At 69.9% G+C, this 12,259-nt stretch carries 11 protein-coding genes and 2 pseudogenes; 10 read left to right on the forward strand and 3 right to left on the reverse strand.

The genetic code is table 11. The features are described from left to right. Window positions 1-110 precede the first annotated feature (110 nt). From ABZ919_RS36290 to ABZ919_RS36300, 3 genes are all read left to right on the forward strand, one after another. Window positions 111-1,541: a selenium-binding protein SBP56-related protein gene (locus tag ABZ919_RS36290; RefSeq protein WP_361256797.1), complete on the forward strand. Its 1,431-nt coding sequence runs from the start codon at window positions 111-113 to the stop codon at window positions 1,539-1,541. A 59-nt stretch (window positions 1,542-1,600) separates the two neighbouring features. Continuing rightward, window positions 1,601-1,915, forward strand: a complete 315-nt coding sequence (locus ABZ919_RS36295; RefSeq protein WP_361256800.1) for a hypothetical protein — start codon at window positions 1,601-1,603, stop codon at window positions 1,913-1,915. 128 nt (window positions 1,916-2,043) lie between these two features. Beyond that, window positions 2,044-2,721, forward strand: a complete 678-nt coding sequence (locus ABZ919_RS36300; protein ID WP_361256803.1) for an HdeD family acid-resistance protein — start codon at window positions 2,044-2,046, stop codon at window positions 2,719-2,721. Between the two features lie 236 nt (window positions 2,722-2,957). On the opposite strand, the gene mgtA is transcribed toward ABZ919_RS36300, so the two are convergent. After that, on the reverse strand, window positions 2,958-5,684 hold the full coding sequence (mgtA, locus tag ABZ919_RS36305) for a magnesium-translocating P-type ATPase (protein ID WP_361256806.1): 2,727 nt from the start codon (window positions 5,682-5,684) through the stop codon (window positions 2,958-2,960). Between the two features lie 210 nt (window positions 5,685-5,894). Then, entirely contained in the window at window positions 5,895-6,887 is a 993-nt protein-coding gene (locus tag ABZ919_RS36310; protein ID WP_361256809.1) for a diacylglycerol kinase family protein, read from the reverse strand. Between the two features lie 141 nt (window positions 6,888-7,028). Between ABZ919_RS36310 and ABZ919_RS36315 the strand changes: the two are divergent. The 3 genes and pseudogenes from ABZ919_RS36315 to ABZ919_RS36325 form a co-directional block, all read left to right on the forward strand. Further along, a pseudogene (locus ABZ919_RS36315) lies at window positions 7,029-7,487 on the forward strand (AI-2E family transporter); the annotation flags it as partial. 32 nt (window positions 7,488-7,519) lie between these two features. After that, complete coding sequence (locus tag ABZ919_RS36320; RefSeq protein ID WP_361256911.1) at window positions 7,520-7,747, forward strand: AI-2E family transporter; 228 nt, start codon at window positions 7,520-7,522, stop codon at window positions 7,745-7,747. A 306-nt stretch (window positions 7,748-8,053) separates the two neighbouring features. Beyond that, the gene (locus ABZ919_RS36325; protein ID WP_361256812.1) at window positions 8,054-8,449 is read left to right on the forward strand and encodes a hypothetical protein; all 396 of its coding nucleotides are present in this window, start codon (window positions 8,054-8,056) and stop codon (window positions 8,447-8,449) included. Between the two features lie 164 nt (window positions 8,450-8,613). On the opposite strand, the gene ABZ919_RS36330 is transcribed toward ABZ919_RS36325, so the two are convergent. After that, window positions 8,614-9,597, reverse strand: a complete 984-nt coding sequence (locus tag ABZ919_RS36330) for a ferritin family protein (protein ID WP_361256815.1) — start codon at window positions 9,595-9,597, stop codon at window positions 8,614-8,616. Between the two features lie 302 nt (window positions 9,598-9,899). Here ABZ919_RS36330 and ABZ919_RS36335 point away from each other — a divergent pair, with 302 nt between their 5' ends. The 4 genes and pseudogenes from ABZ919_RS36335 to ABZ919_RS36350 form a co-directional block, all read left to right on the forward strand. After that, window positions 9,900-10,778, forward strand: a complete 879-nt coding sequence (locus ABZ919_RS36335) for a universal stress protein (RefSeq protein WP_361256818.1) — start codon at window positions 9,900-9,902, stop codon at window positions 10,776-10,778. 286 nt (window positions 10,779-11,064) lie between these two features. Next, window positions 11,065-11,343, forward strand: coding sequence for a hypothetical protein (locus tag ABZ919_RS36340; RefSeq protein WP_361256821.1), 279 nt, complete (start codon window positions 11,065-11,067; stop codon window positions 11,341-11,343). A 263-nt stretch (window positions 11,344-11,606) separates the two neighbouring features. Beyond that, window positions 11,607-11,951, forward strand: coding sequence for a sulfocyanin-like copper-binding protein (locus ABZ919_RS36345; protein ID WP_361256824.1), 345 nt, complete (start codon window positions 11,607-11,609; stop codon window positions 11,949-11,951). Window positions 11,952-12,167: 216 nt separating this feature from the next. Further along, a pseudogene (locus ABZ919_RS36350) lies at window positions 12,168-12,251 on the forward strand (DedA family protein); the annotation flags it as partial. Window positions 12,252-12,259 lie beyond the last annotated feature (8 nt).

Here is a 12,259-nt window from a genome sequence, read left to right on the forward strand (position 1 = left end):
TATCCACCTGCCATGTTCGTTCCTCGTCTGCACGTCGATCCCGACCGAACAAGCGGGGCTCTCTGTCGTTCGTCCGGACCCAGGCTGCCGTTCGAGAGTGAGGAACAGCCATGAGGACGACCGAGCACGGTCACGACCACGACCGCCACAGTGACCCCACCTTGTACCGCACTCCGGCGGATGCCGTCGCCGCCCCTCCGGAGAAGCTCGCCTATGTCGTCGGTTTCGACCCGACCGCGCAGCGCGCGGACGCGCTGTTCACCGTCGGCACCGACCCCGAATCCCCTGCCTACGGCCGTGTGACCTCCCGGACCGAACTGCCCGGCCCGGGAAACGAACTGCACCACTTCGGCTGGAACGCCTGCTCGAGCGCGCTGGCGCACACCGGTCATCATCACCCTGCGCGGCGCTACCTCATCGTCCCGGGACTGCGCTCCTCCCGGCTGCACGTCTTCGACACCGGTCCCGATCCCGCCCACCCCCGCCTGGTCAAGGTGGTCGAGCCGGAAGAGCTGGCCACCAAGGCGGGATATTCGCGTCCGCACACACTCCACTGTGGTCCCGACGGAGTGTTCCTCTCCTGCCTGGGCGGCGCGAATGGGGCGGACGGGCCCGGCGGCGTCGCGCTGCTGGACCACGAGAGCTTCGACGTGCTGCGCGCCTGGGAGAGTGACCGCGGACCGCAGTGGCTGGCCTACGACATCTGGTGGCATCTGCGTCAGAACATCGCTGTGACCAGCGAGTGGGGGACCCCGACGATGTTCGAGGACGGCCTTGTACCCGAGTTGCTGCTGGGGCGCCGGTACGGCCACTCGCTGCACTTCTGGGAGCTGGACTCCGGACGGCACGTGCAGTCCGTCGATCTGGGGGACGAGAACCAGATGGTGCTGGAATTGCGTCCCGCCCACGACCCCGAGGCAACGTGGGGGTTCGCGAGCACCGTGGTCAACGTGGAGGACCTCTCGGCCTCCGTGTGGTTGTGGAACCGGGAGGGCGAGGACCACGTGGTCCGCAAGGTGATCACCATCCCGGCCGAGCCCGCTCCGGCGGAGGAGCTGCCCCCGGCGCTGCAGCCGTTCGGTGCCGTGCCCCCCTTCATCAGCGACATCGGCCTCTCGGTGGACGACCAGTGGCTGTACGTGTCGGCGTGGGGGACCGGTGACCTGATCCAGTACGACGTGAGCGACCCGTGCCGTCCGCGGCAGACCGCGTCCGTGCGTCTCGGCGGCGTCGTCGGCCCACGGCCGCATCCCGCCGAGCCGGACGTTCCGCTCACCGGCGGAGCGCAGATGGTCGAGCTCAGCCGCGACGGTCGGCGCGCGTATGTGACGAACTCCTTGTACTCCGCCTGGGACGCGCAGCTCTACCCAGCGGGCATCGATCCGTGGATGGTCAAACTCGACGCCGACACCTCGCGCGGAGGACTCTCGGTCGACAGCCGCTTCTTCCCGCACGGTGCGGACTTCCTCGGCTTGCGCGTGCACCAGACACGCCTGCAGGGCGGCGACGCATCCTCGGATTCGTACTGCTACCGCCGCTGACCGAACCGGTTCGCCCCGGCACCGCACCCGTAAGCCCGCCGCCCTCCCAGGGAGGGGACATGCTCTCCGTGTCCTGCGCAGCAGGGTCCCATGCAGGAGGCGCGCACACCGCTGACGGGACCGAGTGGCAGCCACCCTCGACCGAAACACTGGTGGCCGCGGTCCTGGTGGCCCTGGCCACCGTGGTGGGCGCCTGGCTGGCGCGCTGCGGGTCGGGACGGTCGGCACTCCTCCTGGCCGCTGTCTCAGGCATCCTGCTGATCATCGCGGGCCTCGATCTGCTGCCGGACGCGTGGTACGAGGCCCATGAGACCGGCGTGCCGCAGGGGCGGTGCCGCTCCGGAACCCCGCCGAGGGACTGCCCGGATGAGTAGCCGGAGGAGCTTGTGCGTGGAATACCTCGCCATACCCCCGCCCTCTCCCGCGAGCAACATGAGGCCGATCGGGTGACGATGGAAAGAGACGGATGTGACGACGCTGCTCCGAGAAGGAGGCAGGTGCCATGACAGCTCCTTCACATTCCTCCGGCCCCGTTCCCCCACACGGCACTGAGCCGCAAGAGGGCCCCCTGACCGAAGGCATGGCAGCACTGGCGAACCTGGGTTGGCAGTTCCTGCTCACCATGGGCCTCGCCACCATCGCCCTGGGCGTCGTCGCGCTGGTCTGGCCCGGTGCGACGCTTCGCGTCGTCGGCGTGCTCTTCGGCGTCTACCTGCTGGCCACCGGTGTCTTCCAACTCGCCGCCGCCTTCGGCACCCACGTCCCCCGGCGTCTTCGCGTTCTGCACTTCATCACCGGTGCGGCCTCCATCCTGCTGGGACTGATCTGCTTCAAGGGCACTCTGGAGTCGATCTTCCTGCTCGCCCTGTGGATCGGCTTCAGCTGGCTCATGCGGGGCACCCTGGAGACGGTCGCCGCGGCCTCCGATCAGGCCATGCCCGCCCGCGGCTGGCACGTGGCCTTCGGTATCATCGGCACCATGGCCGGCATCGTGATGATCATCATGCCGTTCGTATCCATCGCGACACTCACACTGGTGGTGGGCGTCATGGCCATAGTCCTGGGCCTGACCGAGGTGGTCCGCGCCATCAGGACACGCGTCGAGCTCGGCCATCTCGCTCCCGGCACGGCCACTCAGCGGCGCCCTCTGTTCCACGCACGTGCGCACCCCCAGCACTGATCGGCCGGCGGGGGCCTTCTCGGGTATCGGCTCATCAGGGCCGTACTCACGTACCGCCCGAGTCGGAGGAGTGGAGAAGTCGTCCACGATGTGACCACCACGGCGGCGGTGCTCGGCGAGCATGCGTCTGTAGGGTCTGCCTTGCGAGGGCGGATCACCGACTGCGTCGGCCGTAGAAGCCCGACCGGCCGGAAGATGCCGAGTCGCACGGCGGACGGATGCGGGATTCCGGCGGATCAGGCAGACGGGATCCGAGGAACGGGCGAGTGGGGAGACACGGTCGTGCCCGTCGGGTGCGGACCCTTCAGCGGCGGACGGCGGAGAGCTTGCCGGTGCGGCAGGCGGGTGACGGTGCTGAACCGTGCTGCGCGGCGGCGCAGATGCCGGTGGCCGGGCGCGGGTCCGGGGCGACCCCGTGGACCCGTAGTCCGGTAGAAGATCCGTTTGCCGAGCTCGACGAGGAGCAGGTAGACGACGACCATGGTGGCTACCGCGGCGAAGAAGGCGGTCGGTAGGGGCTGGAAGCCGAGGACGTGGGCCAGGGGAGTGGCCGGCAGGGCGGCGCCGAGCGCGACGACTCCCAGCGCGGTCAGCGTCAGAGGCAGGCTGGGGCGACTGCGCCAGAACGGAATGCGGCGGGTGCGGATGGCGAAGATCACCAGGGTCTGCGTGGCGAGGGACTCCACGAACCAGCCGGTGTGGAACTGGGCGGCGTCGGCGTGGAAGACGCCCAGCATCACGGCGAACGTGACGAAGTCGAACAGCGAACTGATCGGCCCGAAACAGATCATGAAGCGCCGGATGAAGGCAATGTCCCAGTGCGCGGGCCGCCGCACCTGCTCCTCGTCGACCTCGTCGGTGGGGATGGCGAGCTGACTGGTGTCGTACAACAGGTTGTTGAGCAGGATCTGGGACGGCAGCATCGGCAGGAAGGGCAAGAACAGCGAGGCGCCGGCCGCACTGAACATGTTGCCGAAATTGCTGGACGTGCCCATCAGGACGTACTTGATCGTGTTGGCGAAGATGCGTCGCCCCTCGGCGACCCCGTCCGCCAAAACCCCGAGGTCCTTCTCCAGCAGGATCACGTCGGCCGCGTCCTTGGCCACGTCGGTGGCCGAATCCACCGAGATGCCCACGTCGGCGGCGTGCAGCGCGAGCGCGTCGTTGACGCCGTCGCCGAGGAAGGCGACGTCCCCACCGGTCTTCCGCTGGATCCGCACGATGCGAGCCTTGTGCTCGGGGCTGACCCGGGCGAATACGGTGGTGTCGCGTATGGCTTCGGTGAGCCGCTCGTCGTCCATGGCGTCCAGGTCGGTCCCGGTCAGCACGGCGGCGTCGGTCAGCCCCAGGTCCTGACAGACCTTGGCGGCAACCGTGGGGTTGTCCCCGGTGACGATCTTCGTCGTGATGCCGAGCGCGTCCAGCTGCCCCAGAGCCTCGGCCGCGTCGGGTTTGGGCGGGTCACGGAAGACCAGCAGGCCGGCCAGGCGGAGGCCCCGCTCGTCGGCGGCACTGAGTGCGGTGGCCGGGTGGGCGGGCCGAGTCGCCACCGCGACCACCCGGTTCCCGGCGGCGAACTCCGCGTCCAGCGCCTCGCGGAGCGGCTCGGGGACCTCCGCGCAGCGTTCCAGTACCGTCTCCGGAGCGCCCTTCGTGATGAGCAGGGTGTCACCGGCGGGATGGGTGACGGTGACGGAGACCATCCGCCGCTCATGGTCGAAGGGCAGGACGCCGGCCCGCTTCCAGCCGCTGAGCACCGGGCGCTGGGCCGCGGCGGCCGGTGAGTCCCACAGGGCGTCGTCGAGCGGGTTTCCGCCCACGGGCCGGCCCCGGTCGTCCACGTCCGTCTCGGTGCACAGCAGGCCGAGGCGCAGCACCTCCTGCGTCGACGTACCGGTGACGGGTACGGCCCGCATGAAGTCGATGCGGCCCTGGGTGAGGGTTCCGGTCTTGTCGGTGAACAGCACATCGACGTCGCCGAGATCCTCGATGCACACCAGCCGTTTGACCAGTACCTTGCGCCGGCTCATGCGCCGGGAGCCGGCGGCGAGGCTCGTGGAGACGACCGCGGGCAGCAGTTGCGGGGTGATGCCGACCGCGATGGCAAGGGAGAACAGCAGGGCGTCGATCAGCGGCTTGTGCAGAGCGACGTTGATGATGAAGATCGACGTGGTCAGTGCCCCTGCGACGTAGACCAGGAGCATGGAGAAGCGGCGCAGACCCACCTGGAACTCGGTCTCCAGCTGGTGTCCGCTCAGGCCGGCGGCGATCTTCCCGAACTCGGCTTCGGCACCGGTGGCGACCACGACACCGCGGCCGCTTCCAGCGTGTACTACCGTGCCCATCAGGGCGCAGCCGGACAGGTCCGCCAGCGCCGTGCCGGCCGGCACGGCAGCGGTGTCCTTCGCGACCGGCAACGACTCGCCAGTCAGCACCGACTCGCTGCACTCGAGCCCGGCTGCCTGAAGCAGCCGTAGGTCCGCGGGCACGATGTCGCCGAGCCGCAGCTCGACCACATCACCCGGCACCAGGGTGGTGACCTCCACCTCCTGTGGTCGCCCGTCGCGCAGTACTACCGCGCGGTGCCGGATCTTCGCGTGCAGCGACTGGGCAGTCTTCTCCGCCCGGAACTCGTTGACGAAACCCAGGCCGACGGAGAGCGCGACGATCACCGCGATGATCATGGCGTCGCTGCGCTCCCCGACGAAGTACGACACGACGGCCGCGGCCAGCAGCAGGCCGAGCAGGGGGGACCGCAGCTGATGCCACAGCACCAGCCACGCCCGAGCGCGGTGGGAGTGGACGGCGTTCGGGCCCCAGCGCTTCAGCCGTCTTGCCGCCTCCTGCGACGACAGGCCGGCTTCCGGCACCTGGAGATCACGGAGCACCTGCGCGGTGGGCAGGGCGGCCGCCGAGACGGCACGCCCCGCGGCCACCGGCCTCGTCCCGACAGTGGTCACCATCAGCGCCCACCGCCCGGGCGTGTGCCCTCCCGTACAGGGAAACACGCATGGCGTGAACGTTTGACAGTGGTGGGACGGGAGAAGGGGTCCGCGCCCGGATCATCTGGCAGTAGCCTCACCATCCCACCCTCCACCCGTCACCGGTCACACCCCCATGGGCCGTCGGGCCCTGTCTCCGGGACCTGCTGCCCACCATTTAGCGCGCTCCGCTCAGTCGGTGTGACGGCCATGAGACCGTCCGACGAGTGAGGCCGCCCGCTGGACGACGGCCCATCCCGGCGGCCGCCATCCGGTGGGCGCGACGCCCGGCCGATGGCGGGGAACCCATACCCGAAGCGTCCGGGGACTGATCCGGCACCGCACGGGAGTGCGCAGGGTGACGGCTTCGCCGTCCAGCCCGACGGGGACGACCGGGGGGTCGGCGTGGATGACGACGTCGTCGGGTGTCGCCAGACGGGTCACTCCGTGCATCTGCCCGCTTCGCAGCCTGGCGGCTGTTTCGGCGGGGGTCTCCGCCCTGGCGGCCAGTACTCCCAGGAGTCCGGAGTCGAGCTGCGCACGCCTGTCGAGCCCGGCCGGGTCGTCGATCTGGTAGGGGTTGTTGCTCACCAGTACGGCGTCCGGCCGGTCCACGGTGAGCAGCCCTGTGCGTACCACCAGCTCCGGACCCTGGTGGCGGGCCAGGAATTCCGGGAGGATCCGTACCATCGTGCCGATCTTGTCCTCCCGGTAGGCGGGGTCCTGCACCAGGGCGGCGTACGCTCCGAACGACACGTTGTTGACGAATGCCCGCTCGCCTGCGTACCCGAGATCCACGCGCAGCTCGACGCCGTCCCTGAGGGCCTCCAGCGCGGCCGAAGGGTCCTCACGGTTCAGGCCGAGATCCATCGCGAAGTGGTTGCGGGTGCCCGCCGGAATGACCATGAACGGCAGGCCGCTTTCCGCGGCCACCTCGGCGACGAGTGCCTGCGTGCCGTCTCCACCGGCCACCCCGAGCAGATCCGCACCGTCGTCCACGGCGCGTCGCGCGACAGTCGCCAGGTCCTGGGGCAGGGAATGATCGATCAGGAAAACCTGAGCTCCGAACGCACGGGCGCGTTCCGCGATCCGGAACCGGCTCGCCTTCCCTCCCCCTGAATGCGGGTTCACGATCAGATAGGGCCGTCGCGCGCCGGTCGCCGGCCGCGACGCGTTCTCAGTCACGGCATGTACCGGCAAGCCGCATGCATCAGCCCGGCGCACATCACAGGTGACAGCAGGGCTGCCGCGAACACACCCGCAGCTGGCGGCGTCGTCCCCCACCGGGCCGACGCTCCGGCGATCCCACGTGTGGCCACCGCCACCATGACACTTCCTTCGACAGTTGCCGCCTACGGCACCAGCTTGCAGCGGGGCCTGAGCATCCGCACCTGGGACGTAGGTGGTCGACCCGCCACCGGGTCCCCGCAACGCGTCCACCGCCGCCGGACCCCCGCCTGGTTCATCCGCAGGGCTACGCCCACCGTGACAGGCGCTCTCACCATTTTTGTCCTGGCCTATCTGATGGTGTTGGAGGGCCCCAGGGCCATAGATCGGTCGCTGGCGCTCGTGGACGAGGCGCCCGCGGCCCGCATACGCCGCGTGGGTGCCTCGTGCGCCCGTACTGTCAACGGCTACCTGACCGGAAACTTGCTGATCAGCGTCATCTGCGGGCTCCTGATCTACGTGGTGCTGCTGGTTTCCGGAGTGCCGTTCGCCGGTCTGCCGGCCCTCTGCGTCGCCGTGACCGACCTCATTCCCTTGGTGGGGGCCACCATAGGGGCTGTCGTCGCCTCCGCAGCCCGTTCGTGCATTCCTTGCCGGCCGGCATCGGAGCCATCGTCTTCTTCATCGTCTATGAGCAGGCCGAAAACCACCTCCTGCAACCGGTCATCCTGTCTCGAACGGTCAAACTCAACCCCCTCACCGTGCTGCTGGCCACCCTGATCGCCGCCGAAATCGCCGGGATACGGTCGGCGGCTGGCGCTGCCCATGCGGGCAGAAAACAGCCCCGCGGACCCGACCGGTCCGACGCACGCGAATGACCGCAGTACGGAATCCGGCCGCCATGAGGCAGCGCTTAGTTGACCCAGGTCCGAGCGCTGCTACGTGACCTCCAACCAGCTACCGAAACCTGCTGAAGGGCGAGGAGGACGACAACGCCGAGCACCGCAGGGTCCGTGCCCGTGTGGACGGTCGCCCACGGCGTTTGCGGTGCGGCACCGCCTGGCGGCGCCCGCTCGCCGTCACCACCACGCGCCGCAGCGCCCCAGCCATCTGCTGATCACTCAACCTGACCCGCCATGGCGTGGCGGGTGCGCAGGGATCTCACCTGTGGGCAGAATGCCCTGGTGCAGCCTCTGCCGGTTCCCTGCCCCGCGCACCTCGTCCCGGATGGCACCGGCACCGACGCCTTCCACGACGTCTACCGCAACGCCATGGCGCACAACGCCGTGTTCGTCGCCATCGAATCCGAAAAGCGCCAGCGGTGGACCGTGAAGGCGGACACCCTCACCGCCGGCTCCGGCCACATGGTCGCCGATACCGTCAACGAAGCCGTCCGGGACGCGATCACCCGCCTGGTCCACAGCCACGAGGTCGACCTGGACGCCTACACAGGGCCGGTCTACTTCATGATGCACGGCGTGCGCAGCGAAGAACGCGCCCGTGAACTCGCGGCCGCACTCCACGCCGCCCTCTACGGCAACCTGGAACCCCTGGACCGCGCCGTCCCTCCCGCACCCTGACGCGCGCAACTCCCACGGCCCGCACCTGTGTGCACGTGGCGCGCGGGCACGGGGCGGCTGCGCCCCTGGACAGCAGGCGACGCGGGGCCCGACCGGCCGGGTGAGGGAACCGGCCGGTCGGGCGTTTCGCGGCAGGCCCGTATGGGGCGGGCCAGGGACGGCGCTCAGCGCAGCCGGTTCAGTGCCGCCTGGAAGGCGGCGGCGTGCCGGGCCTCGTCCGCGGCGGTGTTGCGGAAGTAGGCGGCGGCAGCCGTGTCACCGACGGCGGTCGCCTGCTTGGCGAACCCCGGGTAGAGGGTGGTCGCCTCGGAACGCTCCCCGGTGATGGCCTTGTTCAGGTTCTCCTTCGTGGTGCCCACCCGTCCGGCCAGGACCGCCTCGCCGGCGAAGTGCTCGTGCAGCTCGACGGCGGCCGTCCCCTCCCACAGGCGGGCCAGCGCGGAGTTCCCGGACTGCTTGGCGTGCGCTGCGAAGAGCATGTACTTGGAGTGGGCCAGGGCTTCTCCGTGCATCGCGGTGTCCAGGTTGGTCTTCGTGCGGGCGGCGCTCACCTGCGGCAGCCCGGTGGGTACCGCGACGGTCTTGGCGGCGCTTGGCGCCGGTACCGTGCCGTGGCCCGAGGTCACGGCCGCGAGCGCCGTGCGGAAGGCGTCGCGGTGGCGGCCCTCGTCGGCGGCGATCTCCGTGAACAGCTCGGCGGCCTTCGCATCTCCGTCCTGCCGAGCCTGCGCCGCGAAGCCGCGGTACATGACCTGGTGCTCGTACGTCTCCCCGTTGATGGCCTGGCGCAGGTTGGCCGCGTTCGTGCCGACCACACCGGCCAGCGTGGCCGCCTCGTGCAGGTGCTCGCTCAGCTCGGTCTGCGCCGTGGTCCTGAAGAGCCGGCCATCGGCCGGGTGGGCCGCGCCGTCGGCTTGGGCGGCGAAGAGGCTGTAGGAGGCGTAGGCGAACGCCTCGCCCTTCATGGCGGTGGTGAGGTCCGTGAGCGTCTGCGCTCGAAGAGCCCGGGCGGCTTGAAACTGCGGGTGGGGGCCGGCCGGGGCGGTGAGGGCCAGGGCGGGGACCGCCTGCGATGCCGCGGTCAGCGCGCAGAGATTCACCAGGAACGAGAGATTCACCAGGAACGTACGTATCGAGTGGCGGAACACGACTTCCTCCTCCGGGGCCTCTTGGGTGACAGCGCCCCTTCCTCATAGGACCCGTTCGGGTGCACGCACACCGTGTCTGCTGAGCCTTCCGGGTGATGACCGAGCGTGATCAGGAATGGGGTGAGTTACCGCGGCAGCGGTGGTACCGGGGGCCTGGGAGCACGTCCACGGACGCGTACGGCACCGCCTGTCTCGAAGGTGCCGGGAGGGCCATCGGTTCCGCTGCGCTGCGCGGCACGGCGGCGGACGATGGACGAAGCCGGGCAGGCGGCCGCAAAGCCGGCCTGGCGAGGAGGCGCGGCATGGCGAAACCGGTCGTAGTGGGAGTCGACGGCTCACCGTCCAGCCTGGACGCGGTCGAGACGGCGGCACACGAGGCGGCGCTGAGCGGGGTCGGCCTGCGGTTGGTGCATGCCTTCGGGTGGCCGTCGATCCATCCACCGCCTGGTGGGCCGCCTTGGAGTCCTGCCAGGGCGGGGGTGCGCGAGCTGGTGGACGGCGCGCTGGCCGATGCCGAACAACGGGCACGTGAGGTCGGGCCTCGTGTGGACATCACACGAGAGGTCACCGTCGGCGAGCCGCTGATGGTGCTGGAGATCGAGTCCCGCACCGCCTCGCTCGTCGTGGTGGGCAGTCGCGGGCTGGGCGGGTTCGGCAGCCTGCTCCTCGGTTCCACTGCCGTGCATCTGGCCGCGTATGGCCACTGCCCGGTGCTGGTGGTACGAGGCAGGCCGAACCCGACCGGTCCCGTGCTGCTGGCGGTCGACGGCTCCCCGGCGGGCGAACGCGCCGTCGAATTCGCCTTCGCCGAAGCGTCGATGCGCGGTGCGGACCTGTTGGCCCTGCACGTGTGGAACACCTGGAGCGAACGGGCCTACGAGGGGCCGGGCGACCCGCTGAACATGGTGGTCGACATCGACCGGCTCCGCGAGGAAGAGCAGCGGCTGCTGGACGAGACCCTGTCTCCGTGGCAGACGCGCTACCCCCAGGTCGCTGTGGAGCGACGCCTGGTGCGCTCCCGGATCCGCCCGGCCCTGATCGAAGCCAGTAACGAGGCGCGGCTGGTCGTGGTCGGTGCGCGCGGACGCGGTGGCTTCACCGGTCTGCTGCTCGGCTCGGTCAGCCAGGCCCTGCTACACCACGCGCACTGCTCCGTCGCGGTGGTCCGAGGCAAGGAGTGACCGCCGCCACCCGTGCGTCGGGCCTTCGACGTCAGCACCGGTCAGGAGAGCCGACCGCTGGCGACGGCGGCTGCGGAGTGGGTGGAGTCGACGGCTATGCCCAAAGTGGTGAACGGCACGGGTGGCACGTCGTGTGCGAAGGGTTTCCACACAGCTTCGAACGGCGGAGCCGAATGGGGCGTTGGGGCCTCCGGCCCTACATCTGGGAACTGTGGCCCAGCGCGGCTGAGGTCTCACTGATTCATCCTGGTATCAGCGGAGCAGTCAGCCGAGGGAAGTGATCGGCATGATGTGGTACGACGGCGGATGGGGCTGGGGCGGCTGGATCGTCATGACGGTGTTCATGGTGCTGTTCTGGGCCGTCCTGATCGTTGGCCTCGTCGTACTCGTGCGCTACCTCGTCGGTGCCCGTCATCATCAGCAGCCGGGCTCGCCTCCACCGCCTGGCGAGGGCGGGTGGCAGGACCGGCGGGCCGAGAACCTGCTCGCGGAGCGGTTCGCACGCGGGGAGATCGACGAGGACGAGTACAAACGTCGGCTCGCGTTGCTTCGGGAGCACCGATGAACCCCTGTCGCCGCCGAGGGGTCTGGGCGGCGATCGCCATCGCCGCGGCGGCCCTGGTACTGGGTGTCGCCACGACAAGTCTGATGGCCGCGTCCGGCGCCTTTCACAGGGCGGGACCGGTGTCCTGGCGAGCGCAGGGCGCCCGATGCGCCGCGCCGGCCGCGACAGGCAGTGCGGTCGACGTGACCGTGTGGGACACGGGACGTATGATGCGGGGCCCGAACTGGCCCGCGCCGAACAACGGCCACCCAGGTTGGTACGGCATGAGCATGATGCGCCTGGTAGCCCACCCCACGACCGTTTTGGCCGGAAAGGTCACAGTGCGGGTAATCAATGCGGGAACCCTCACACACGAGGCGATCGTGTTGCCGCTGCCGGCGGGCCAGGCCGCAGGAGAACGTGCCATCGGCTCCGACGGCCGGGTATCGGAAGCCGGCAGCCTCGGCGAGGCGTCCCACACCTGTGGCAGTGGCGCTGGAGACGGTATCGCCTCCGGTGCGGCGGCCTGGACCACGGTCACGCTGCGGCCGGGTCGCTACGAGCTGCTGTGCAATCTCCCGGGTCACTACGCGGCGGGGATGTACACGGAACTGGACGTCACTCGGTGAGTGGCTCATACCAGCGGTAGGGGCCTGCCGCGGGAAGCCGCTGTCCGGGTCCGGCCGACAGCAGGGCGATGCGGGCCTGGAACGGCGGCCAAAGTGGCGGCTGCCCGGCGACACCTTGCTGGTGCCAGCCGGGTCGTCGTGCGCTCCGCCGCGTCGCTCTCCCCGGGGTGCGCAACCACCGCCTTCGGGCGGGGGCGGGCCAAGCGGAAGTACGGCTTGCCGGTTGTGCACACCGTCCTCAATCCGGTGGCCGGAGCACTCGGCGTGCCGGTGCGCACCTTGACTCTCTGGCAGGTGGCCAGCGGCCG

Source organism: Streptomyces sp. NPDC046759, from assembly GCF_040645475.1.
Taxonomy (GTDB): Bacteria; Actinomycetota; Actinomycetes; order Streptomycetales; family Streptomycetaceae; genus Streptomyces.